Annotated in this window: 21 protein-coding genes and 1 tRNA gene; 6 read left to right on the forward strand and 16 right to left on the reverse strand. The window is 60.9% G+C overall.

What is annotated here, in order from left to right; all coding sequences use genetic code 11:
- Positions 1 to 90 precede the first annotated feature (90 nt).
- The 6 genes from DDE77_RS11965 to DDE77_RS11990 all read right to left on the reverse strand — a co-directional run bounded on the left by DDE77_RS11965 (position 91) and on the right by DDE77_RS11990 (position 6196).
- On the reverse strand, positions 91 to 1158 hold the full coding sequence (locus DDE77_RS11965) for an ABC transporter ATP-binding protein (RefSeq protein ID WP_108397695.1): 1068 nt from the start codon (positions 1156 to 1158) through the stop codon (positions 91 to 93).
- Positions 1155 to 1982 carry a carbohydrate ABC transporter permease gene (locus DDE77_RS11970; RefSeq protein WP_108397696.1) on the reverse strand — a complete coding sequence of 276 codons (828 nt, stop codon included), beginning with the start codon at positions 1980 to 1982 and terminating at the stop codon, positions 1155 to 1157. Before DDE77_RS11970 ends, DDE77_RS11965 begins: the two co-directional genes overlap by 4 nt.
- The gene (locus DDE77_RS11975) at positions 1979 to 2881 is read right to left on the reverse strand and encodes a carbohydrate ABC transporter permease (RefSeq protein WP_108397697.1); all 903 of its coding nucleotides are present in this window, start codon (positions 2879 to 2881) and stop codon (positions 1979 to 1981) included. The genes DDE77_RS11970 and DDE77_RS11975 overlap by 4 nt, the downstream gene beginning before the upstream one ends.
- A 69-nt stretch (positions 2882 to 2950) precedes the next feature.
- Positions 2951 to 4177: an ABC transporter substrate-binding protein gene (locus DDE77_RS11980; RefSeq protein WP_108397833.1), complete on the reverse strand. Its 1227-nt coding sequence runs from the start codon at positions 4175 to 4177 to the stop codon at positions 2951 to 2953.
- 75 nt (positions 4178 to 4252) lie between these two features.
- Positions 4253 to 5149 carry a sugar phosphate isomerase/epimerase family protein gene (locus DDE77_RS11985; RefSeq protein WP_108397698.1) on the reverse strand — a complete coding sequence of 299 codons (897 nt, stop codon included), beginning with the start codon at positions 5147 to 5149 and terminating at the stop codon, positions 4253 to 4255.
- A 12-nt stretch (positions 5150 to 5161) separates the two neighbouring features.
- Entirely contained in the window at positions 5162 to 6196 is a 1035-nt protein-coding gene (locus DDE77_RS11990; protein WP_281261303.1) for a Gfo/Idh/MocA family protein, read from the reverse strand.
- A 213-nt stretch (positions 6197 to 6409) separates the two neighbouring features.
- On the opposite strand from DDE77_RS11990, the gene DDE77_RS11995 reads away from it, so the two are divergent.
- On the forward strand, positions 6410 to 7468 hold the full coding sequence (locus tag DDE77_RS11995; RefSeq protein ID WP_108397700.1) for a substrate-binding domain-containing protein: 1059 nt from the start codon (positions 6410 to 6412) through the stop codon (positions 7466 to 7468).
- Between the two features lie 274 nt (positions 7469 to 7742).
- Here DDE77_RS11995 and fdhD read toward each other — a convergent pair whose 3' ends face one another.
- Positions 7743 to 8546 carry a formate dehydrogenase accessory sulfurtransferase FdhD gene (fdhD, locus tag DDE77_RS12000; protein WP_425430748.1) on the reverse strand — a complete coding sequence of 268 codons (804 nt, stop codon included), beginning with the start codon at positions 8544 to 8546 and terminating at the stop codon, positions 7743 to 7745.
- On the reverse strand, positions 8543 to 10816 hold the full coding sequence (locus DDE77_RS12005; RefSeq protein WP_108397835.1) for an FdhF/YdeP family oxidoreductase: 2274 nt from the start codon (positions 10814 to 10816) through the stop codon (positions 8543 to 8545). Before DDE77_RS12005 ends, fdhD begins: the two co-directional genes overlap by 4 nt.
- 185 nt (positions 10817 to 11001) lie before the next feature.
- On the opposite strand from DDE77_RS12005, the gene DDE77_RS19485 reads away from it, so the two are divergent.
- Both DDE77_RS19485 and DDE77_RS12010 read left to right on the forward strand, forming a co-directional pair.
- Entirely contained in the window at positions 11002 to 11154 is a 153-nt protein-coding gene (locus DDE77_RS19485; RefSeq protein ID WP_157959803.1) for a hypothetical protein, read from the forward strand.
- 118 nt (positions 11155 to 11272) lie between these two features.
- Positions 11273 to 11791 carry a DUF421 domain-containing protein gene (locus DDE77_RS12010; protein WP_210204383.1) on the forward strand — a complete coding sequence of 173 codons (519 nt, stop codon included), beginning with the start codon at positions 11273 to 11275 and terminating at the stop codon, positions 11789 to 11791.
- A gap of 38 nt (positions 11792 to 11829) precedes the next feature.
- Here DDE77_RS12010 and DDE77_RS12015 read toward each other — a convergent pair.
- A tRNA-Ser gene (locus DDE77_RS12015) sits at positions 11830 to 11922 on the reverse strand.
- 182 nt (positions 11923 to 12104) lie between these two features.
- Between DDE77_RS12015 and DDE77_RS12020 the strand changes: the two genes are divergently transcribed.
- Positions 12105 to 12644 carry a DUF2147 domain-containing protein gene (locus tag DDE77_RS12020; RefSeq protein WP_157959804.1) on the forward strand — a complete coding sequence of 180 codons (540 nt, stop codon included), beginning with the start codon at positions 12105 to 12107 and terminating at the stop codon, positions 12642 to 12644.
- Here DDE77_RS12020 and DDE77_RS12025 read toward each other — a convergent pair whose 3' ends face one another.
- Positions 12645 to 13343 (reverse strand): glutathione S-transferase N-terminal domain-containing protein, encoded by a 699-nt coding sequence (locus DDE77_RS12025; RefSeq protein ID WP_108397702.1) that lies wholly within the window; start codon positions 13341 to 13343, stop codon positions 12645 to 12647.
- An 82-nt stretch (positions 13344 to 13425) separates the two neighbouring features.
- Positions 13426 to 13866 (reverse strand): glyoxalase superfamily protein, encoded by a 441-nt coding sequence (locus DDE77_RS12030; RefSeq protein WP_108397703.1) that lies wholly within the window; start codon positions 13864 to 13866, stop codon positions 13426 to 13428.
- 319 nt (positions 13867 to 14185) lie between these two features.
- On the opposite strand from DDE77_RS12030, the gene DDE77_RS12035 reads away from it, so the two are divergent.
- Complete coding sequence (locus DDE77_RS12035; protein WP_108397704.1) at positions 14186 to 14953, forward strand: sulfite exporter TauE/SafE family protein; 768 nt, start codon at positions 14186 to 14188, stop codon at positions 14951 to 14953.
- A 123-nt stretch (positions 14954 to 15076) separates the two neighbouring features.
- Here DDE77_RS12035 and DDE77_RS12040 read toward each other — a convergent pair whose 3' ends face one another.
- The 4 genes from DDE77_RS12040 to DDE77_RS12055 form a co-directional block, all read right to left on the reverse strand.
- A complete protein-coding gene (locus DDE77_RS12040) occupies positions 15077 to 17179 on the reverse strand; it encodes a molybdopterin-containing oxidoreductase family protein (protein ID WP_108397705.1) in 2103 nt (700 codons plus the stop codon).
- Positions 17180 to 18340: 1161 nt separating this feature from the next.
- Positions 18341 to 18967 carry a hypothetical protein gene (locus tag DDE77_RS12045; protein WP_157959805.1) on the reverse strand — a complete coding sequence of 209 codons (627 nt, stop codon included), beginning with the start codon at positions 18965 to 18967 and terminating at the stop codon, positions 18341 to 18343.
- 200 nt (positions 18968 to 19167) lie between these two features.
- Positions 19168 to 19482: a quaternary ammonium compound efflux SMR transporter SugE gene (sugE, locus tag DDE77_RS12050; RefSeq protein WP_108397707.1), complete on the reverse strand. Its 315-nt coding sequence runs from the start codon at positions 19480 to 19482 to the stop codon at positions 19168 to 19170.
- 120 nt (positions 19483 to 19602) lie between these two features.
- A complete protein-coding gene (locus DDE77_RS12055; protein WP_108397708.1) occupies positions 19603 to 20817 on the reverse strand; it encodes an LL-diaminopimelate aminotransferase in 1215 nt (404 codons plus the stop codon).
- 419 nt (positions 20818 to 21236) lie between these two features.
- Between DDE77_RS12055 and DDE77_RS12060 the strand changes: the two genes are divergently transcribed.
- The gene (locus DDE77_RS12060; RefSeq protein WP_170116514.1) at positions 21237 to 22553 is read left to right on the forward strand and encodes a glycosyltransferase; all 1317 of its coding nucleotides are present in this window, start codon (positions 21237 to 21239) and stop codon (positions 22551 to 22553) included.
- A gap of 214 nt (positions 22554 to 22767) precedes the next feature.
- On the opposite strand, the gene DDE77_RS12065 is transcribed toward DDE77_RS12060, so the two are convergent.
- The gene (locus tag DDE77_RS12065) at positions 22768 to 24141 is read right to left on the reverse strand and encodes a dicarboxylate/amino acid:cation symporter (RefSeq protein WP_108397710.1); all 1374 of its coding nucleotides are present in this window, start codon (positions 24139 to 24141) and stop codon (positions 22768 to 22770) included.
- Positions 24142 to 24239: the final 98 nt, after the last annotated feature.

Genomic DNA, 24239 nt, shown 5'->3' on the forward strand with positions numbered 1-24239 from the left:
CACCGTGAGGCTCCGGAAGGCAGGGCTTCTGGGCGGTTCGAAGCTTAGGGCTTTGGGCTCTAGAAGAGTAGCCCCAAAGCTTTGCCACCTTCAGATTGCCTGTTCAGTAGTCGGGTCAAACAAGTGCACATGCTCGGGTGCAATGGTTAGGTCAACGCTGTCCCCTGCCCGAATGTTCATGCGACGCGTCTCGACGACGGTGAGTTCGGGTGTGGTGTTGGTCGTGACGTAGGTCATGGAGCCGGTGGATTCGACCACGGCTACGGGCAAGCGTAGCGTTGCCATACCCGGATCGGCGACCACGAGGTGTTCGGGGCGCAGCCCGACAATAACCTTGCGGCCGGTGTCAAGTGTGCGGTTCAGCGGTAGTGACAGGCTCCCGTTGATTTCGAGATTCACACTCCGGCTGTCGGCACCAATCGTGCCAGGCACGAAGTTCATCGCAGGTGAGCCGATGAACCCGGCGACAAACTTGCTGATCGGGTGATCATAGAGTTCAAGCGGAGAGCCCTGTTGCTCGATGACGCCGTCCCGCATGACAACCACATGATCGGCCATGGTCATGGCTTCGATCTGGTCGTGCGTCACATAGACCGAAGTAGCGCCCAGGCGGTCGTGAAGTGTTCGGATTTCCTTGCGCATGTGGACGCGGAGGGCCGCGTCGAGATTGGATAAGGGTTCGTCGAACAGGAACGCCTTGGGGTTGCGGATAATGGCGCGGCCCATCGCAACTCGTTGGCGCTGGCCGCCGGAGAGTTCACGGGGATAGCGCTTGAGCAGGGCGGACAAACCGGTAGTGGCGGCGACTTCGGCTGCCTTTTGCCGAGCTTCGGCTTTGTTCACGCCGTGAAGGCGCAGGGAATAGGTGAGGTTTTCTTCCACCGTCATGTGCGGATAGAGCGCGTAGCTCTGGAATACCATGGCAACGTCGCGCTTGCGCGGCGGCACCCCTGTCATGGTTTCCCCTGCGATCTTGAGCGTGCCGGAGGTGATTGTCTCAAGCCCCGCTATGGAGCGCAGCAGGGTGGACTTGCCGCAACCGGACGGCCCCACCAGGGCAACAAAGCTGCCTTTTTCGATGCTCAAGCTTACGTCCTTGAGCGCGTGGAAAACGCCATAGTGCTTGTCGATATGGCTCAGCTCGATTTGCGTGGTCATTTGAGAGCTCTCGAGGTGAGGCCGGAGACGATGCGGCGTTGGAGGAGGACGAAGACGGCCAGGATCGGCGTTACATAGATGGCCGAATAGGCCATGATGGAATTCCAGTCGGTTGAGTTGGGCCCAAGGAACCCGGAAAGGCCGACACTGGCTGGCTGGAGCGCCGTGTCCTGGATGATCGACTTGGAATAGATGTACTCGCCAAACGAGGACATGAAGGTGAGGATGGCGCAGACGAGAATGCCGTTGCGCGCCAGCGGCAGGACGATGGAGAAGAAGGCGCCGACGCGCGAATTGCCATCGACGAGGGCCGCTTCCTCCAGTTCGCGCGGCACGCTCATGAAGGTGGCGCGCACCAGCACCACGAAGAAGGGCATGGACTTGGCGGCCGCCGCCAGCACCACGGCAAAGCGTGGCGAGTTCAGGAGGCCGACCTGGTTGAACCCGACAAACAGCGGAGTAATCATCACCGATGCGGGCAACACCTGCAGCATCAGGATGGCGAAAAGGCCAATGTCGATCCAGACGCTGCGGTAACGGGCGAGCACATAGGCGCAGCCCGTGCCCAGGATCACCGTGAACGCGGTGACGCCGGAGGCAATAACCACCGAGTTCCACAGGAATGTCCCCATGGTGCGGCGGGCCCAAGTGCTTGGATAAATCTCCAGATTGGGCTCAGCCGGCCAGAAGCTTGGCGGGTTGGCGAAGATCTCCGAGCCCGTCTTGAGGCTGGTCACATACATCCAGTAGAGCGGAAAGAGGTAGATTGCAGCGAGCACCAGAGCGAGAAGCAGCAGCAGCCAGGGCACATAGGAACGGGTCATCCGCGCACCTCGTGGCGGGTGGAGCGCACATAGACGACCGAGGCAAACAGCACGAGGACGAACATCATCACCGAAATGGTCGCCCCCTTGGCAAAATCATAGAGTTGGAAGCTCATCTGCCAGGCCCAATAGCCCGCCACGTTCGATGTGTTAGCCGGGCCGCCTTCGGTTAGTGCGGGAAAAAGATCAAACTGTTGCAGGGTGCCAATGAGGCCTAGCGACAGCACAGCACCGATGGTGGAGCGCATCATGGGCAGTGTGATGGTCCAGAAGCGCTGGAAGGCGTTGGCGCCGTCCAACTCGGCCGCTTCGTAGAGGTCGCGTGGAATGGCGGCGAGGCCGACGGACAGCAGCAGCATGTTGAAGGCTAGGCCCAGCCAAATATTGGCGATCACCACGGCCCAAAGGGAGAAATTTGGGTCCGATTTCCAAAAGATGGTGGCCTGTGTGAGACCCAGCCCCTTGAGGATGGCGTTGAGCACGCCATAGTCCCCTGCCAGGATAAAGCTCCAGATGCCGCCGACGACAAGGCCTGGCATGACCCAGCTGACGAGGAACAGGCCGCGAATGGTGGAGGCGCCGGGAAAGTTCTGTGCGAAAAACAGCGCCAGTGCAAAGCCGATGATGAACTGGCCGGCCATGGAGGCAAAGACAAAGATCAGCGTGTTCTTGGTCACCAGCCAGAATTCTGGCTGCTGCACCACGGCGACATAGTTGGCAAAGCCAGCAAAGGGGCGCACCAGCGAGCCTAGGGTGAACATATCCACCTGCTGAAAGCTCATCACCACATTGTAGACTAGCGGCAAGCCCGCTAGCGCCAGAAGAAAAACCATGGCTGCGCCGACAAGGATCAGGTCGAACCCCTTGCCGTCGCGCATGCTGTTGAAAATTCGAGACATCGCACCGCCGCCTTGCTGATCAAGATGACCGGCCGGATTAATCCCGCCGGTCCAGTCTGGGAGGACTGATTAGCCGACGATTCCCTGGATGGTTGCCTGGGCCTGGTCGAGTGCGTCCTTGGCCGACATCTGGCCGGTCAAGGTTGCCTGCATGGCATCGTAGATGGCTTTCGAGATTTTCTGCCATTCCGGGTGCGGGCCACGAGGCTGGGCGTATTGCAGCTGTTCCTGGAACACCTTGAGGGCGGCGTCCTTCAGAGCAACGCCGGTTTCAGGCAGCGCGATATCGTTGCGCGCGGGAAGGCTCGAGAAATCGGGGAACAGGCGTTCATCTTGGCTGATGAAGAATTCCAGGACCTTGAAGGCGTCATCGGGGTTCTTGCTGTTGGCGAAGATGCCATAGTTGAAACCGCCAAGGGCCGAGGAGCGCGGACCGCCTTCGGTTTGGGTCGGCAGCAGCGCTACGCCCCAATCGAACTTGGCGTCTTCGGACATGCGATCAAGTTCCCAGGGCCCAGAAACGGCCATGGCGGCGTTGCCCGAGTTGAATGTGCCGGTGGAATCCCACTGGCCAAGGCTCAGCACATCCTGGCTTGCCGATTTGCTGTCGACCATGGCCTTCCAATACTCCAGGGCTTCAACAGCGCCGGGAACATTGACGTTCTCATAGCTGCCGCCGGCCATCTGGATCCAGGGCAGGAACTGAAACGTGCCCTCCTCGCCAGCGCGCGCCGAGAAGGTAATGCCGTAGGTGTTGGTTGAGGGATCGGTGAGCTTGGCGGCTGTGTCGACCAGTTCCGCCCAGGTCTTGGGTGGCTCAGCAATGCCGGCTTTCTCGAACAGGTCCTTGTTGTAGAACAGCCCGATGGTGTCGGTATATTTTGGCACGCCATAGAGCTTGCCGTCCCACATCACTGAATTGAGCGGGCCTTCAAAATAGTTCTCGGTTTTGATGATTTCCGAAGCTGCAACGCGATCGGTGATGTCGAGGAACGCTCCGCGGGACGAGAAGAGCGCGAAATCAGGATTGTCGAGCGAGACGATATCGGGGGCGTTGCCGGTCGCGAAGGCGCGCAGGGCTTCGTTGACGATGTCATCGAACGGCAGGATGCGGTATTCGATCTGAATATCGGTGTTCTGCTCGTTGAACTCCGCGCTCAGCGTATCGCCAATGCCGGGTGAATTCGCGCCGTCGATCGACCAGACCTTGATCACTGTCTGCGCCATGGTGGGCACGGCCATGCCCATTGCGCTCAGCGCGATGCCGGCCATCAGACCAAGAGTTCTCAGCTTCATTGTCGTTCCTCCCTTTTGCAGCGCTTGGCTGCCGTTGAAAATGGTGCAGAACCCTCCCCGGCCCTGCATCCGCATCTAGCCAGAGATGAAGTCGCCTCCCCGGCAATCCTTGAGATAGTTGAGGGCGCGGACCTGGCCGGTCATTTCGAGGTCGCCGCGGTAGACCGGGTCATGCCAGCCTTCGATGTCGATGGAGCCGCTGTAACCGGCGAGGCGCAGTTCGGAGATGATGTCGGTCCAGTTGCTGTCGCCAAAGCCGGGCGTGCGCATCCAGACGAACGGCTCCTTGCCGAGGATGCCGTGCTCACGGATGACTTCCCAGCGTATGGTGGCGTCCTTGCCATGCACGTGGAAGAATTTGTGCGCCCATTTGCGGATCTGCGGCAGCGGATCGATGAGGTAGACCATCTGGTGGCAGGGCTCCCATTCGAGCCCGATATTGTCGTCCGGCGTTTCGTTGAACATCAGCTCCCAGGCGTCGGGATTATGCGCGATGTTCCAGTCGCCCGTTGCCCAATTGCCGTCCATGGCGCAGTTTTCGAATGCAATCTTGACGCCCTTGTCCGCAGCGCGCTTGGCCAACGCAGACCAGACTTCGCGGTAGCGCGGCAGGGAATCGATCAGCTTCTGGTTGCGGATGCGGCCGGTGAAGCCGGCAACACAGGTGGCGCCGAAATGATGGGCGTTGTCGATGCAGTCCTTCCAGCCCTGCAGGGTCTGGCGGTCCATCTCGCCGTCTTCTAGCGGATTGCCGAACATGCCGATCGTGGAAATGGTGATGTCGCGGTCGCCAATGGCGTCGAGCGAGCGCTTGCCCAGTTCGGCGATGTCCTGCCCGTTTGTGGTCTGCCAGAAGAAGGGCTCGAAGCTTTCAAAGCCCAGATCGGCAATGGCTGCGATGTTCTCCGGCGCCTTGCCGGCGGTCGCCTGGATCATGGTGCCGATGCGGATGGCCTTGGCGGGGTTGGTCACGAGCGATTTTCCTTAAACTGCAATGGTGACGCGCTGGCGGGTCTCGGCGCTTTCAATGGCGGCAAAGACCATGGCGAGGCTTTTGATGTTGTCGCTGCCAGCCGTTTCCGGCTGGCGGCCAGTTTCGATGGCCTCTAGGAATTCCGCGATAACGCTAGCGTGGCCGTGAGTCTGGTCGGTGTCGGCGGACTCGGGGACTTCCAGGGGCGCCAAGTCGCGGAAGAAGCCCGTGACGCCAACAACGACATTGGTATCGAACTGGTCGGCGCCGTCCCAGAGGAGCGTGCCTTTGGTGCCGATGATGCGCCAGGCGCTTTCCCAGGAGGTGTTGGCCCCTTCGGCTGACCAGCTGCCGCGGTAGTTGAAGACCACATCATCCTCGAACTCGAAGATGGCATTGGCAGCCGCGCCGTGGCTGTACCAGGAGCCGCGGGGATTGGTTTCCAGGCAATAGACCGCACGAGGCGCTTTGGCGGCCATGAAGCGGGCGGCGTCAAGCGTGTGAATGGCCATGTCGAGCAGGAGGACATTTTGCATTTCTTCGCGGAAGCCGCCGAAATGGGCGCCCACGAAGAAGTCGCAATGAAGGGCCGTGAGCTCGCCCAGCGCGCCGCTTTGGAGCAATTGGCGGATGCGGCGCACGCCGGAAACGAAGCGGCGGTTCTGCACGACGGCATGAACCCGTCCGGCGGCAGCGGCCTGATCGATGAGGGTGCGGGCAGCGGCGAGACTCGTGGCCATCGGCTTTTCGCTGAGCACATGGCATTTGTGGCGCAGGCCCGTTTCCACCACGCCTTCGCGGGCGGAGGGAATAACGACATCGAAAAGCAGGTCCGGCCTGGTTTGGGCCAGCACGTCGTCGAGGTCCGTGCCGACGGTGATGTCAGAAAGGCCAAATTCACCGGCGCGAGCCTGCGCTGTGGGCAGGTGGAGATCCACGAGGCCGATTATGCGCACCCTGCCCTTCAGCAAGGGGTGTTCGGTCAGTGCCGACAACCAGCCCTTGGACATGCCTCCGCAACCCGCGAGAACGGCCGTGAACACCAAAGTGGATCCTCCCTGGGAGTTCGCAGCGCCCATCTGTGTGGGAGATCGTCTGCGCGTATCCCGAAAACGTTTACGAGAATAGGGGTGCGGCCATGATTGTCAAGCGAGTTCGTAAACGTTTCTGGAAGCCAAGTTCGGGCTGTGGATAGCTGCGCTTGCCAAGCGCCCTCCCCCTCGTCCATGACATAGGTCGAGGCGGGGTTTGGAGGTATCATGAAAGGCATAAGGCGGCTGGCGCAGGAGCTGGATATCTCGATTGGCACTGTGTCGCGGGCGCTGAATGGCAAGCCGGATGTCAACGAACAAACGCGCCAGCGCGTGCTCGAGGCGGCGGCAGCAATGGGATATATGCCGAACCAGGCCGGCCGCAGCCTGCGCCAGGGCAGCACCAAGGCCATCGGCTTCATGATGGAGTCGGGTGCCGACGCTGCCGGGAATGGCGATAATTTTTTCTTGGGCGTGTTCGACGGTGTGCAGGCGGTGTTCAGCCGCCACCACCTCGATCTGGTGGTGCTGCCCTGCTCTACCGAGGAAGATCCGACGCAATATCTGCAGCGCATGGTGGCGCGCGGCATGATCGATGCGCTGATCATTTCGGCCACGCATAGGCGGGACGAACGGATCGAATTGTTGAGCGCGGCGCGCCTGCCCTTTATTGCCCTGGGCCGCTCCGCCACGCCGGGCAATCATCCATGGATCGACCTTGATTTCGAAGGGGTGGCGAACCGGGCCGTGGATCGCCTTGTCAGCAAGGGTCATCGGCGCATCGGTGTTGGCCTGCCCAGCAACGACATTAATCTGGGATTTGTGTTTCTTGATGGCTACAAGGCAGCGCTTCAGCGGCACGGCATTCCCTTTGATCCATCCCTGGTGATCCGCGCCAAATCCACCGACCGCGGCGGCTATCAAATTGCCCATGAACTGCTGGCCCTGCCTGAGCGGCCAACAGCCGTGGTGCTGATCTATGAGCTCATGGCGATCGGGCTTTACCGGCGCCTCAATGAAGCTGGTCTGAGGCCCGGGCGCGATATTGCCGTGGTGGGCTTCCGTGAATCGCCCCAGTCGCGCTTTTTGTCGCCCACACTCACCTGCTTTCGCATGTCGCTGCGCGATCTTGGGATCGCTCTGGGCGAGTCCTTGCTGGCGTCCATGCCTGCATATGCGGACATTTATCCACAAGGCCTTGTTCGCCGAATATGGCCGCTGGAGCTTGTGCCTGGCGAAAGCGATGATTTCGAGATTGGGGCCGCAGCCTCCTTTCAATCAAGGTAAGGCCAGCGTCAGCCGAGCCATGTGCCTATTGTACCCGTCGCCGCGGTGTGGGGCATAAAGGGACGAAAAGCCTTACCGAGTGCGGATCTACACTGTTTGTGACAAATGCGCGGAGGTATTTTTCTGTGCGTCTTGAACGACTTTGCGAGGGGCGCAACCGGGAAAACCTCCCTGTTTTCGCGTTCGCAAGCAGTCACACATCGGCTGATCAGGTTAGCGCATTGTTACCGTTGAGGTGGCCGTGAAGCGGCTGGGGAGGCGCATTTGCGACGGCTCAAGCAATGTCGGCTGTTATCCGGTCGGGGTGGGTGAAGACTTCGAAGCCGTCCGCCCGCGCCACGGCGCAGAGGGTTATGCCGGCTTCGCGCGCGACGCGTATGGCAAGGTTGGTGGGCGCCGAGACTGCGACGACAATCGGCGCTCCGAGCACGGCAGCCTTTTGCACCATTTCGATGGAAACCCGGCTGGTCAGAAGCAGGGCCGAACGGTGGGGCTTGGCTTGGGCCGCGATGGCTGCGCCAACCAGCTTGTCCAGCGCATTGTGGCGGCCCACGTCCTCGCGCAGGAGAAGATGGCCATCATCGGCATTCCAGAGGGCCGCCGCATGAACGGCGTGGGTGACGGCGTTGAGCTTTTGGGCCGGATGGAGCTGAGCCATGGCGTAAAGAATTTCCGACTGCGCCATGCGTAACGATGCGGTTACGGCTCTTGTGGGCTTCACCGCCTCGGCAAGGCTTTCTATGCCACAAAGGCCGCAACCGGTGGGGCCGGCCATGGCACGGCGCCGGGCGGACAGAGTGCGCGCCAGGGGCTCGGTGAGCCAGAGCCGGGCTTCCATTCCTTCGTCATGCTCAACGATCTCGAAGCGTTCGATGTCATCGCGTTTGGCGATCAGCCCTTCGGTGAGGGCAAAGCCAAAGGCGAAATCCTCGAGATCGGCTGGGGTGGCCATCATCACGGCATGGGTGCCGCCATTAACGACTATGGCTATTGCGGTTTCGGCGGGCACATCCCGCTCGCTCTCCTGGCCCGTCCCACGCCAGCGCCAGGTCTGCGCCCGTTCATGGGAGAGCATCATCGCATGATCCGCACGGGAACCGATTTTGCTGCCGGCACCATGCTTTCCTCGGCGTGCTGCCAGAGGGGGATCAGCACATTGCATTCGGGATAATAGCCGGCGCAGCTGCCTTCCGGAATGTTGTACTTCACTACCCGCAACCCGCCCAGGGAGCGCTCGACATTGTCGTCCGTGGCTGTTGAGAGGCCTATGGTCTGGCCGTCGGCGATGCCGAAGCGTGCCATGTCCTTTTCGTTCATCAGCAAAACGTCGCGTGTGCCCTCTATGCCGCGGAAGCGATCGCTATAGCCGTAGACGGTGGTGTTGAACTGGTCATTGCTGCGCAATGTGATGAGCCGCAGCACATTGGGGTCGGTGCCATCATCGAAGCTGGCGTTGAGCGATTTGGGCAGTTTGAACAGCGCTTTGCCCGAAGGCGTTGCCCATTTGCGCGAGCTGGCGGCGATTGGCCGGCGGAAACCATGCGGCTCGTGCATCCGGCGATTAAAATCGGCAAATGTGTCGGGCCACGTCTTGGCGATCGCGTCGCGCACCAGCCCATAATCTCCGACCCATGCGTCCCATGGCACATTGGGATTGGGCGGCAGGGTCGCCTTGGCGATGCCGGCCACGATGCAGGGCTCGGAACGCAGATCGGGCGAGGCGGGTTCGGCCATGGCCTTGGACTTGCGGATAACGGCCGTGCTGTCCTCGATGGTGACGGTCTGCTCGCCACTTGCCTGCCGATCCTTTTCGATGCGCCCCAGACACGGCAGGAGAAACGCCGTCTTGCCATTGAAAAGGTGATTGCGGTTGAGCTTGGTCGCGATCTGGACGGTGAGCCGCATATTGGGCCAGGCCTTTTCCATGCGGGAATGATCAGGCACGGCTCGCAGGAAATTGCCGCCAAGACCGACAAATGCATCGATGCTGCCGTCGATTATCCCTTCGCAGGCTTCCACGGTGCTTGTTCCCTTCTCGCGCGGCGCCGTGAATTGGTAGAGTTCCTCGAGCTTGTCGAGCGGCACGAGTTCGGGTTTTTCTGCAATGCCCACAGTACGTTGACCCTGAACATTGGAGTGTCCCCGCACGGGGCAAATGCCAGCACCCAAGCGGCCTATATTGCCGCGCAACAGCAGCAAGTTCACAAGCATCTGGACCGCCTGGACGCCCAGCTTGTGCTGGGTAATGCCCATGCCATAGACCACCATGGCGGCCTTGGCAGATGCATAGATCTTGGCCGCGCCCTCAATGGACGCCCGGCTAAGGCCGGACTCGCGTTCGAGATCCACCCAGCTTTGTGCCATAACAAAGTCGCGGAACGCGTCCATTCCCTGTGTATGCTCGGCAAGGAAGGCGTGGTCGAGAACGCCCCCGCTCCTCCTATCTTCCTCGAATAGATAGCGGCACATGCCGATCACAACGGCAATATCGCCGCCAGGCCGAACCTGATGGTATTCCCGGCTGATCGTTGTTTCGCTGCCGGTCAGCATCTGAACCGGGTTTTGCGGATTGATGAACCGCTCAAGCCCGCGCTCGCACAGGGGATTGAAGCTGACAATGGTGGCGCCACGATCGCTGGCTTCCTGCAATTGATGCAGCATGCGGGGCGAGTTGGAGCCCACGTTCTGCCCAAAGAAGAACAAGGCGTCGGCGTGGTCGAAATCTTCCAGGGTGACCGTGCCGACGGGTACGCCGATGCTTTCCTTAAGCCCTACCGAAGTGGATTCGTGGCACATGTTGGAGCTGTCGGGCAGATTGTTGTTGCCGTAGAGCCGGGCCAGAAGCTGGAACATATAGGCCGTTTCAAGCGAGGCGCGGCCGGATGTGTAAAACACCACGCGCCTGGGATCCTGCTCGCGAATTTCGGCGAGTTCCCGGCCGATGGTTGCAAATGCCGTTTCCCAGCCCACCGCCTCGTATTTGTCGGTCGCGGGATTGTAGCGCATCGGCGTTGTCAGGCGGCCGGCATCTTCCAGATCATGGTCCGACCAGGATTGTAGTTCGGTGATTGTGTGCTCGGCGAAAAAAGCGGGCGTAGTCCGCTTGTTGGTGAGCTCCCAAAAAGTCGCCTTGGCGCCGTTTTCGCAGAACTCGGCGGTATGGGGTGGCACGGGCTTGGCCCAGGCGCAGCTGACGCAGGCAAAGCCATCGGGCTTGTTCTGCTTGGCAAGGATGGGTCCGCCCCGACCCATGACGCCCTGCTCCGCCATGTATTTGGTAACGGACTTGGCCGAGCCCCACCCGCCAGCCGGACCACTATAGGGCGCGATATGGGTGTGGCGGGGCATGGCACTCTCCGGGGCTTGGTCTGGATCCATAGACCTAACGACGCGAACGATTGCGCGTTCCGGCCGTTTGAGGGTGCTTGAACACTTTATCGCCAAACCAATGCTCAAGCTGGAGCGCAGGCGGAAAGTTGCTGCCAAGGGAGAAGCCGATTTCAAACGAAACCTACACATTGATGGGATTGGGCGTGGGGGCCATCCTCATTGTCTGGCTTGTCTTTTCCGTCTTCAAGAAGATCCTGGGATTGTTGTTTCTCGCGGCTCTCGCCTTCGGCGCCTGGGTCTTGTGGAACAATCCGGCCCTGCTGCAACGGCTGCTCAATTCCCTGCCGGTGCCATGATGATCATGGGCAAATGGCCAGGTTTTCGAACCTTAATGGGGCAAGGCAGTTCTAGGTGAGGGAGCGCCTCGGCTTGAGGCTGCGCTGTTTCGTAAAAGCCTAGCGGAGAATCAGCCCCTTGCAGCAGATCACGGAAATGCTCGCCTTGACGCGGCCAGTGCTGGATACGGCCATTCGCAGCACAGTTGCCTTTCTGCTCCTTGTGGCGCTCATCCGCATCGTCCCCAAGCGCAACACGGGAAGAATCTCCCCGAACGACATGTTGATCCTTATCATCGTCGGCACAATGGGCGCCGATGCCATCACGGGCGGCTCGGAGTCGGTGGGCGACCTGCTATTGATGACGGTGATGGTGCTGGCCTGGGGCTATATGCTCGACCTGCTCGAATTTCATTTTCCGTTCGTGCGGCGCCTGATGCGGCACGAACAAACCCTGCTGATCAAGGACGGCCGTTACCTCAGGAAAAACATGCGCCGGGAACTCGTCACCGAGGAAGAGATGCTCTCCGTAATGCGCACGGAAGGGATCAAATCGGTAAGCCAAGTCAGCGCTGCGGTTCTCGAAGCAGACGGCGAGATCAGCATTCTGAAAAGAGGCGGAGGCCCGGACGAGACTTTGCCGGGCGGCAGCGCTTAGGCGAGGCTCGCGCCAGTGTGGCTAGAAGTCATGGAAAATGGCGGAGAGGAAGGGATTCGAACCCTCGAGACAGTTCATCACCATCTGCGCCCTTAGCAGGGGCGTGCCTTCGACCACTCGGCCACCTCTCCGGCACGGGGTGGATAGCGGGGGGCGGAGGGGATGGCAAGCTGTTTTTGGGATGGCGCACAGGTGCATGCGTGGAAGCGGCGGCTTTGAGAGCAAAACAATTGCTTGCGCGACGAAATCGCCATGAGAATGTCGCATGGGCGGTGTTGGGTCGAATCAGAGGCCCTGGCCAGGAGAATGGCGCATGAGCGGAGGGATTGTTGCGCAGGCGCGGCTGCGCGGTGGTTTGGCCATTGGCTTGTGTGCGCTGGGCCTGCAGGGGATTGCCGCACAGGACGTCCTCTTGCCGCCGCCGCACCCGATCGAAGGGACTTGGCGAACCGTGCTCAATTCGGAAGTGACGATTGCCGCCTGCCCTGAGGGGTTTTGCGGCACGCTGAGCAATATTGTGGTGCCGAGCGAAGGGTTGACGGCCGAAGAGCTTGCGGCGGCGCAGGCCATGCCGCCCGAAAGCTTCACCGACCAGCGCAACAAGGACCCCAATCTGCGCAGCCGGCCGATGCTGGGGCTGCAGATCCTGACTTTGCGGCCCAGCGACGAGCCGCATGTGCTTGATGGGGATATCTATAACCCGCAGGACGGCAATACGTATTCGGGTTATGTGGAAATGCTTGGGCCGGACCAGGTGCGGCTCAATGGCTGTGTGCTGTTCAATGTCCTATGCCGCGGCGAGGACTGGGTCCGGGTGATTCCCGAACCCGAGGACGGCGCGGCGGCGCAATAGCTAGCGCTGGTTGAACAGGATCTTTTGAGCGTCCTTGTCCTTGCTCAGATCGCTTGATGGCGCATCCTTGCCCCATTGGAGGCCGCGCGCAACGGCAGGACGGCTGTTGAGGCGCTCGATCCAGGCGAGGACATTGGGATATTCCTCGCGCGTGATGCCGTAGCGCTCCCAAGACTGGGCCCAGCCGATGGAGGCTATGTCGGCGATGGAATATTCGCCGGCGATGTATTGGCGGCCTTCCAGCTGGGTGTTGAGGACGCGGAACAGGCGGTGGGTTTCGTCGCTGTAGCGCTTCTGGGCGTAGGGGATTTTCTCGGGGGCATAAACGTTGAAGTGGTTGTTCTGCCCCAGCATGGGGCCGAAGCCGCCGACCTGCCAGAACAGCCATTCATCGACCTTGACCTGGGTGCGCATGTCTGTGGGATAGAACTGGCCGAATTTGAGGCCGAGATATTTCAGGATCGCACCCGATTCAAAGATCGAGATGGGCTCGCCGCCAGGGCCTTCGGGATCGACGATGGCGGGGATCTTGTTGTTGGGCGAGATGGCCAGGAACTCGGGCTTGAACTGATCGCCCTTGCCGATATCGATGCGATGGTAGTTCCACGGCACGCCCAGTTCCTCGAGCATCATATGGACCTTTTGCCCATTTGGCGTGGGCAGGGAATAGGCTTCAATCGGCTTGGTCTGGCTGGTCATAATAATTGTCCACTGGTGAAACCGTCATCACCATATCGGTCGTTTACGATGAAGGGCAAGCCGCGCGGCCTGCCCTTCGTTGTTAGCCACGGCGGACAATCGTCTGCGGGCGGCCATTGCCACGCAGGGCCGGCGATACGCCCTGGGGGTCGACCGTTGCCACGACGCGATGCCGAAAGGCGGCGAACATGAAAGTGGGCGTGACATTGACCGGTTCGTCGAACTGGATGGTGAGCTTGAAGTGCTGCCCCGCCCCCAGCATCTGGACGCCTATCAGCACGCCCCTGAACGGCTGGTCGAGATAGGTGCCATGGACGTGCTGGCCCAATTGGAACGGGGCGACGACGCCATCGGGCAGGCTGGCGCGAGCGGTGTTCCAATCGCGAAAGCCATGCGCTTTGGCAATTGCTTCGAGGGCTTCTGAATGGGTGAGGGTTTCGCCAGCGGCAGAACGCTGTTCGCGCAGAGCCTTGGCTTCAGACTTCAGGGTCTGGACGGATTGTGTATCGAGTGAAAACGACATGTCAGGTCTCTCATTTGCATGAGGCGCCTCTTGCATGGGGCTCGCATTGCCATGACGCGCCTCGCAAAGATGAACCGATGTTCGTGTCTTTGGCTCGGGACTGACTTCACCATCGGATTGCTATCCGGCGAGCGGCAGGCGTCAGCGGCCCTGGCTCGGATATGATCGGCTAAGCGCCGATTGTCAATGCAGGGATCAATCGCGGTGATGGCGTGATCAGAGATATGTGTTGGGCGAAGCTGCCATGGCGGGCTATGGGCTGGTATCTCGGGATGCATTCCGGCGCGGGCCGGGATGACATTGTGGTTGGGGATTTCTGATGATTGAAGCGCTGTTCCTTCTTGTCGCGGGCCTTTTGGGCGGCGCGGTCAATTCGCTCGCGGGTGGGGGATCGTTTATCGTCTTTCCGGCGCTGCTCTTTGTTGGCGTGCCGCCGGTGATCGCCAATGCGTCTAATACCTATGCCGCCCTGCCCGGCTATGCGAGCGGTGCTGTCGGGTATTGGCACGCCATGGCCAAGTACAAGGACCGGCTGGTGCTCTACGGCATCATGGCGGCGGTGTTCGGCTATATCGGCGCGGAACTGCTGCTGGTGGTGACGGACGAGCAGTTTTCGCTCGTCGTACCATGGCTGATGCTGTTTGCCGTGTTGCTGTTTGCATTTGGCAACCAGATCAGTGCGTTTGTAGCCGCCAAGGGTGGTGGAAGCCGGGGCATGAAGGCTGCCGGATCAGCGCTGCTGCTCGCGTTTCTGGCGCTTGTCTGCATCTATGGCGGGTTCTTCAATGCGGGCCTTGGCATTTTGCTGCTGGCGTTTCTCGCGACGACCGGGATGAGCGACATCCATGCCATGAACGGGCTCAAGCTTTATGTGTCGGCCATTGTCGCGCTGGTTGCGGTGGCGCGCTTTGCCCTTAACGGATCCATCGACTGGTTCCATGGCTCGATAGCGCTGGCCGGCGTGGTGGTTGGAGGGTATCTGGCCGCCAAGAATGCGCATCTCATCCCTGCCAAGTGGATCCGGCTGGGCGTGATTGTGTATGGCGTGTTCATGACCGGGTATTTCTTTTGGGGGGCCTATCTTTGAAGGTAGGCGCAAGCTCGATCGTCACCCTTGGGTTGGACCCAAGGGCTCAAATTGATTCCCGCCAGGTAGGTACAGGGCGCTCGGATCAAGCCCTAAGGTGACGATCGGGGGGCGGCGGCGAGCTCAGGCCGGTAGTTCAGCCTTTCTGATCCACACTGCGGCGTCGTGGAAGGCGGCGCCGCCGAAGGGGGGCGCGGGGGTGGAATTGGTGAGGGCATTGATGCCCTTGCCGTTGCGGTGTGACTTGTTCTTGTGCAGGCCCTCTGCGATCAGCACGCCTGTGGGCAAGCCGGTGCGCACGTGGGCGGTGAGTTCCACTGAGCCGCGGCGATTGCCCAGGGTAACGGCGCTGCCATCTTCGATTTGAAGGCGTGCGGCGTCCTCGGGGTGAATGAAGACCGAGGGGACGCCTTCACGCTTTTGGCTGCCGGGTGTTTCATTGAAGCTTGAGTTGAGGAACCCGCGCGCCGGGCTGGTGGCGAGGCGGAAGGGATGCTCGTCGTCGGTTTCTTCGGTGATGGCCCAGTGGTCGGCGAAGCGGGGCATGTCCGAGGGATCGCACGTCCAGAGATAGCCCTTCTTGTCGGCGACATCTTGCCAGTTCGGCTTGAAGCGGAAGCGCTTGTCGGGCCAGCTAAACCCATCGGCAAAGCGCGCAACGGCATCGGGTCGCTCGCGATCGACGAAGCCGATTTTTTCGACCTCCTCCAGCGCGGGATAGTTGGAGCGGCGGAAGGTTTCGGCGATGAGGTCGCGGTCCCCTGCCCTGAAGCTCGGATCGTCAAGACCGAGCCGCAGCGCCAAGGCATTAATGACTTCATGGTTGGAGCGGGTTTCGCCAGGGCGTTCGACCACGGCGGGGCCATAGAGCACGCGCGTATGGCCCCCGCGGGTGTAGTAATCATTGTGCTCGAGGAACATGGTCGCGGGCAGGACGATATCGGCCAGTTCGGCTGTTTCCGTCATGAACTGCTCGTGCACCACGGTGAAGAGGTCCTCGCGCTCGAAGCCTTGGCGCGTCAGGTTCTGATCGGGCGCGACGGAGGCGGGATTGGTGTTCTGGATCAGCAAAGCCTTGACCGGACCGCCGCCTTTGAGCGCACGGCTGTCACCGGTCAGAACGGCCCCAATCTCGGACATGTCCAGCCAGCGCGGATCGCCCTTTTGCAGGCCGGGGCCGGTGATGGCCGATTTGTCGAGGCGCCAAGTGCCGGAGTTGGAATGAAAGGCACCGCCGCCGCGATGTTGCCAGGCGCCGGTCATCGCCGAAATGCACAGGGCCGCGTGCATGGCCGTTGCGCCGTTGCGCTGGCGGGTGAAGCCATAGCCCAAGCGGAAATAGGAGCGTGGCGTTGTTCCAACGAGATGGGCAAAGGCGGTAATTTCTTCGACCGTCAGCCCGGTGATTTGGGCAGCCCATTCAGGCGTTTTGCTTGCCAAATGTGCCTGGAAATCGCCATCGAAGTCCGTGTATTTGGCCACAAAGGCGCGGTCGGCGAGATTGTCGCGCAGGAGCACGTGCATGACGGCTGTGGCCAGGGCCCCGTCTGTGCCGGGGCGCAGGATCAGGCCCATGTCAGCCTGGGCCATGGTAGCGGTCTGGTAAATATCGACGACCACGACCTTGGCGCCACGGTCCTTGCGGGCCCGCATGGCGTGGGTCATAACATTGACCTGGGTGTGGACGGCATTGGTGCCCCAGATCACCACGCAATCGCTTTCGGCCATTTGTTCAGGGTTGACGCCGCCCAGCATGCCCGTGCCGGCGATATAACCGGGCCAGGAGGTTCCGGTGCAGATCGTGTCGTATTGACGGGAATAGCCTTTTGCCGCGCGCAGGCGCTCTATGCCGTCGCGCTGCACATGGCCCATGGTGCCGGCATAGAAATATGGCCAGATGGCTTCTGGTCCGTGCTCGGCTTCGATCTCGCGAAAACGCTGGGCGATTTCATCCAGCGCCTCGTCCCAGCTAATACGGATGAAGAGGCCACTGCCCTTGGGGCCGGAGCGACGCAGGGGATGGGTCAGGCGCTCTGGATGGTGGATGCGCTCGGCATAGCGAGCGACTTTTTCGCAGATCACGCCGGCTGTGTAGGGATCGTCCTTGGCGCCGCGCACGCGCCCGATGGTGGAAGCGTCGATGATGTCCACGTCGAGCGCACAGGCTGACGGGCAATCATGCGGGCACACGGAGCGGGCAGTGCGAAGGGCTACGGGCTTGTTCATGGGCCGAGATTATCTGAGCGGCCGGGTTGGCTCAAATGAATTGGGGTGATGGGGGGTATTCCGGGGCGCTATAGGCGTGCCGAAGCGCCCGCCTCGAATGCGGTTGTTCCAGCGTGCAAGTGGCGAGGCAATGCCTCGAAAGTGTTTAATGTGTGTGAGACAGAGCCTCGCCACCTGCGATGGGATTTTCCGGCGCGCGCGACTCTGGTCCCTGAGCCTCCCAGAGGCATTGGTGACACTTCCGCTTGCCTACGGGGATCACGAACATCCCCGCCCCATCTGACAACCACACTAGCCGGTTCGCGCGACCCGCTGGGTGATGTGGTTGGTGAGGGGAGGATAGCGCGGGTTTGGGGCGGGGGGAGAAGGGGGAGAAATTGGGGGTGGAAAAGCCCCCCTCCCTGGCCCTCCCCGCAAGGGGGAGGGTGAACCTAGTGGGTGGGTGGCCACCGATGCCACTCACAAGCGCGGTGTCATCCCGGGCTCGACCCGAGATCCATCCTGAGATGGTCGTTTTTGGAGGTGGTCGCTCGGTCAACCCTGCGGCTGCGGAAGGATCTCGAGATGGGCCCCGGGTCGGACCCGGGGTGACATCGTGGATGTGGCGGGCTGGTGCCCCCCCGATCGTCATCGCCAGCCTGACCCGAGGAGACTGTACTTGTGGAGCGTGGGTAAAGTGTAGAGCCCTCTAGTCAGGCCCAGGGTGACGATTGGAGGGTGGGGTAGATGAGGTTCAAGCAGTAGACCTCATGGTGAGCCTGTCGAACCAGGAGGCCTTCTTTGGATGAGGTGAGATGCCGCCACATCCCGGATCGTCATCCTTGGGCTTGACCCGAGGAGACCGTACGTGTGGGGCTGTCGTTAAGTGCAGAACCCTCGGGTCGAGCCCGAGGGTGACGATTGGTGGATGGTGAGCCTGTCAAACCGGGAGGGCGTGCTATCGAGCCTCCACTCGCTCGGCCTCGTGGTTCGACAGGCTCACCATGAGGCCTTTGAGGACGCGGGACTTGAGGAAATAGTGCCGCAACCCGGATCGTCATTCTGAGGCCTGAACCGAGGAGAGTGTACTTGCGGAGCGCTGGCAGAGTGCAGAGCCCTCGGGTCGAGCCCGAGGGTGACGAGTAGTGGCGGGTGGGGCGGGCAGCCGCCCTGCCCTACCCCTTACAAACCAGCAAAAGCCTTGGTGGAGGTTTCGGCGTTGCGGCGGGCGCGGTTGGTGGCGTGGATGGCCAGCTGGGCGGCGCCGGAGTGGAATTGGGAGAAAGTCACGCGCCGACGGTCGTGGGTGGCGATGGTGATGCCGCGCCAATTGGGACGGACGGAGCGGACGTCGGACCAGGCGAGTTTGGTTTCGCGGCCGAAAGCGGTCCGGTGTTCCAGCACGGAATTGTTCCAGCGCACTTTGGTGAAAAGGCCGCCAATGCCGATGCCCCATGCGCCTGCGGCGAGAAGGATGGAGGCGCTGAAGGTGGCGATCATCTGGGCGGGTTCGACGTGCCTTGTGCCGCCGATAAAGATCACGGCGGACATCAGGACCACCGAGAGCGCTGCGGCGCCATAGCAGGCGAAATATTCAACCATGGAGGGGCGAAGTTCGGACCAGCCGTCGATGTTGACGGCTTCTTCGTCCTGCACGAGGCGAAGCGCGAGGAAGGCGGCATAGCCAAAAGCGACGACGCCGGCGGCGCGTGCCAGGGGCAGCTCATGGGTGAGCGGCACATGCTTGAGCACGAGAAGGACTGAAATAATGAATAGTGGTACAGCCACTTCCTGCCAGCGCAAGGGCACTATTGCTCTCCAATGATGTTCGGGGGCCGGTTTGGTTACGCGGCATTCCATGTGGCAGGAATCTACCAGCGGCCCCCGATTTCACCATTAACAATTTCGAGAAACTGGCGCGGTGTTATGGAACCTTTGCTTTTTTGTCACACCTGCAAGGTTCAGAAGAACTCGCGAGGTGATTCAAGGCAAAGGCTCAAGCACCTGATCTAAGAAAGGAATTTCAGGCCGGCGATGCCCGCCACGATCAGGCCGATGCAGGCGAGACGGCCGGCAGTCGCTGGATCTCCAAAGAGGTACATGCCCAAGATGGCCGTGCCGACGGTGCCGATGCCGGTCCAGACGGCATAGCCAGTGCCCACGGGAAGGTCGCGCAAGGCAATGCCCAGCAGCGCAACGCTGATGACCATGGCGATGATGGTGAAGGTCGTGGGACCGAGGCGGGTGAAGCCTTCGGTGTATTTCAGGCCAATGGCCCAGCCCATTTCGAACAAGCCGGCGATAAACAGGTAAACCCATGCCATGGGATTTCTCCTTGAATGGCGGGCCGTCCCAGCCGAAATGTTTGGAAAGCGCCGGGTCGTCCCGACGCCCTTTATATAGGTGGGAAACCGCCGCAGGTGAAGCGCTGCGGCGGGCTATTTCTAGCCAGCGAGCGGAACGACGTTCCCTGCTCCGGTCTTTGCGCCCAGGAGCTTCTTGATGTTGCGGGCGGCCTGGCGGATGCGCTGCTCGTTTTCAACAAAGGCAAGGCGAATATATTGATCGCCATATTCGCCGAAGCCGACGCCCGGAGCGACACCGACACCGGTTTCCCGGATCAGCAGCTTGGCGAATTCGAGCGAACCCAGATGGGCGAACTGCGCGGGGATGGGCGCCCAGGCAAACATGGTGGCCTTGGGCACGGGGATCTCCCAGCCGGAGCGGGCAAAGCTTTCCACCATCACATCGCGGCGGTGCTTATACACCTTGCGAACTTCCTCGATCACGTCGTCGCGGCCATTGAGGGCTGCTGTTGCGGCGACCTGGATGGGCGTGAAGGCGCCATAGTCGAGATAGGATTTGACCCGGGCAAGGGCCGCGATGAGCCGCTCATTGCCGACGGCGAAACCGACACGCCAGCCGGGCATGGAATAGGTTTTGCTCATGGAGGTAAATTCGACGGCGATGTCGATGGCGCCGGGCACCTGCAGCACGGATGGGGGCGGCGCATCCTCGTCGAAATAGATCTCGGAATAGGCCAGATCGGAGAGGATGAAGATGTCGTGCTGCTTACAATATTTGACGACCTCGGTGTAGAAATCGAGATCAGCCGTATAGGCGGTGGGGTTGGCGGGGTAGTTGAGGACCAGTGCGATCGGCTTGGGGATCGAGTGCCGGACGGCACGATCGAGCGAGCGCATGAAATCTTCATTTGGGTCGGCCGGCATGGAGCGCACGACGCCGCCCGACATGATGAAGCCGAAGGAATGGATGGGATAGGTGGGGTTTGGCACCAGCACCACATCGCCCGGGGCGGTGATGGCGGAGGCCATGTTGGCAAAGCCCTCCTTGGAGCCAAGGGTCGCCACGACCTGCGTGTCTGGGTTGAGCTTCACGCCGAAGCGCCGGCCATAGTAGCTGGCCTGGGCCTTGCGCAGGCCGGGAATGCCGCGGGAAGTGGAATAGCGGTGGGTGCGCGGATCCTTAACGGTTTCCTGCAGCTTTTCAACGATGTGGGAGGGCGTCGGCATATCCGGATTGCCCATGCCCAGATCGATGATGTCGACGCCTTCGGCACGTGCCTTGGCCTTGATCGGGTCGATATGGGCAAACACGTAGGGTGGCAGGCGACGGATGCGATGGAATTCTTCGCTCATTTTTTCCTCAACGGCCCCGAAGGACCTGAACTGAACCGCGACGCGCTATATCCGAAGCGCCACGCCTCCCATTGAAGCGGTGATTATCGCGGAATTATGGTTGTGAACGGGTTAAGCGCCGCCATGTGGCGCCCTATCGATGTTCGGCTCTTCCCCACCCCATTGGGGCGATCGGGAAGAGCTAGCGGGCGTTCGCCCGCGCCACCGCGAATGCACCTGCAGACACCTGATTGCCGGCGAGCGAGGCTCCAACCCATGCAAATGTGTACAGCGACGGCATGTCTATTGCCCTTGATAAGCGATTTTTGTATGGAAACCAGCTAACGATCAGGCCGTTCATAAAACCAAGCTGTGGTATTGTAAATGGTCCGGAGGACGCCAACCTTCGTGACCAGAGCGGCGTAAGTGAGGTTTTGATTTTGAAGCGGATTGCCCTCGTCACGATCGGCACGCAAGGCGACGTTCAACCCTATCTGGCTCTTGCCATTGCTCTGAAGGACCGCGGATATTCCGTTGTCCTTGGCGCCTCGGAAGAATTCCAAGACATGGTGGAAGGCTACGGGATCGAGTTCCATACGCTGGGACCGTCGATCCGGGGCTTCCTGACGCAGCAACGATTCGAAAACGCGATGAGCCAATCCATGCTCATCAACGGCCCTTCCCTCCTGCGGCAGGGCCAGCAAATCGTCGATACCGCAGCGCGACACGCCTGGAACATGTGCCAGGGCGCGGACATGCTGATTCTCAACATGAACACGAGTTTCGGCATCGACATCGCCGAGGCTTTGCGCATTCCGGCAATCATGGTCGCCTTGCAGCCGCTGAACTCGACCAGCGAATTCCCGCTCTGCATGTATTACGGCGCCGATTTCGGGCCGGCTTTCAACAAGCTGACTTATACGGCCATGACGGTGCAGCAGATCTATTACAATCTGCCGCGCAACAAGCTGCGGCGTGAGCTGATGGGGCTCGATGCGCGCAAGAAGGGCGGGTTCTTCCGCAATACGGACGGCACGTCGCTGACAACGCTTTATGCCTATTCCGCCGTGGTTTCGCCGCGTCCGCGCGACTGGCCCAAGAGCGCGATCGTGACGGGCTATTGGCAGCTCAAGGATCGCACGGACTGGCAGCCCTCACCGGCCTTCGAGAAGTTCCTCTCGGAAGGCGAGGCGCCGGTTTATATCGGTTTTGGCTCCATGCCGTTTGGGGCGGAGCGCAATACGCGGATCCTCAAGGAAGCCGTTGCCATGTGGGGCGGGCGGGCCGTGGTGGCGCGGGGCTGGGGCGGGATCAATCCGCAGGATCTGCCCGAGACGATCTTTGCGATCGAGAAGGCGCCGCACGACAAGCTGTTTAAATATGTTTCGGCCGTGGTGCATCATGGCGGCGCCGGTACCACTTCGGCGGGCCTGCATCTGGGGCGGCCGACATTTGTGGTGCCGCAGACGGTGGATCAGCCCTATTGGGGTCGGCGGGTTTATGAGCTTGGTTGCGGGCCCAAGCCCGTACGGCTGCGCAAGCTGACCTCGGAGATTTTGGCCGGGGCCCTGGCGGATTTGAGCACCAATCCGGATTATCGCCGCAATGCGGGAGAGATCGCGGAGCAGCTGCATGGCGAGGATGGGACGGATCGGGCGATCAAGATCATCGAGCGCGTGATGGCGAGCTATGTGCCGCGCATGCCTGGCGAGAAGAAAGAGCGCAAGATCAAGCCGGTATTGAAGCTGGTGGGGTAAGGGGTGGCCCTTGATGCTCCACTCGCGCAACCTCGTGGTTCGACAAGCTCACCATGAGGTCTTTGGGGAGACGGTGTGGGTTCTACTTTGGGCGTCTGATCGGCAGTAGACCTCATCCTGAGCCTGTCGAAGCACGAGGCGTGGCAGCTAATTTGTAGTTCCGACAATAGAAAAGGGAGGCTTGCGCCTCCCTTTTTTATTGGTGTGCCCTGCCCTATTGCGCAGGTACGGCGTCGGGTACATCGAGCGTTTCGATGCTTTCACCGCGGTCGTAGACAGCCTGGTTCAGGATGCCCTGGCGCTTGGAGACGATGGTGGGGACCAGCGCCTGCCCGGCGACGTTGACGGCTGTGCGCCCCATATCGAGGATTGGGTCAACGGCGAGCAGCAGACCAACGCCTTCAAGGGGCAGACCCAGGGTGGAGAGCGTCAGGGTCAACATGACGGTGGCGCCGGTGAGCCCAGCCGTCGCCGCAGAGCCGATGACCGACACGAAGATGATCAGCAGGTATTCCTGTATGCCAAGTTGGATGCCGAAAAACTGCGCCACGAAGATCGCCGAGATGGCGGGATAGATCGCGGCGCAGCCGTCCATCTTGGTGGTGGCGCCAAGGGGCACAGCAAAGGCTGCGTATTCACGTGGCACGCCTAGATTCTCCTCGGTGACGCGCTCGGTAAGCGGCAAGGTGCCGATGGAAGAGCGGGAAACAAAGGCGAGCTGGATCGCGGGCCAGGCGCTCTGGAAATAGCGGATCGGGTTGAGCCCGTGCGCCTGCAGCAGCACGGGGTAGACCACGAACAGCACGAGTGCGAGGCCAATATAGATGGCGGCCGAGAACCAGCCGAGCTGGGCCAGTGCGTCCCAGCCATAAACCGCCACAGCATTGCCCAGCAGGCCAATGGTGCCGATCGGGGTCAGCCGGATCACCCACCAAAGCATCTTGTGGACAATCTTGAGGAAGGAGCGGTTGAAGGCGAGGAACGGGTCAGCGGCCGGGCCGACGCGCAGGGCGGCAACGCCCACTGCGATCGAGACGACCAGGATCTGCAGAACGTTGAAATTCAGGCTCGTCGTCGCAGAGCCATCCGTCACACGGGTAGAGGCCTGTAAGCCAAGAACATTTGCGGGGATGATGCCCTTGAGGAAATCGAGCCACGAGCCGGTGGAGGATGGTGCCCTGGCGGCAGTTTCGGCAACGGCCGTGTGGATGCCGGGCTGGATCACAAGGCCCAGCGTGATGCCAATGGCAACGGCGATCAGGGCCGTGATGGCGAACCATAGCAGCGTCTGCCAAACAAGCTTGGCGGCATTGTTGAGTTCGCGCAGATTGGCGATGGAAGCGACAATGGCGGTGAACACCAGCACTGGCACCAAGGCCCGCAAGAGCGACACGAAGGTGGAGCCGATGGTGGAAAGCGTTTGCGTCAGCCAGTTTGCATTGCCAGCCGCATCGGGACCCATCTGGCGAGCGATGTAGCCCAGGATGAGGCCAACGACCATGGCGGCGAGTACTTGGAAGCCGAAGCTGCGGTAAAACGGCTTGGGAGCACGAGGCGCCCGAGCAGCAGAAAGCGTGGTTGGGGACATGATGAACCTGCGAATGGAGGCAGGCGCCTGATAATTGAGCGCGCTGCCTCATGATTGCGCATAATTTACGCCCGACGGACGAGCTTTGCTGCGCACGG

The sequence above is a fragment of the Devosia submarina genome (assembly GCF_003056345.1).
GTDB classification, from domain to species: domain Bacteria; phylum Pseudomonadota; class Alphaproteobacteria; order Rhizobiales; family Devosiaceae; genus Devosia; species Devosia submarina.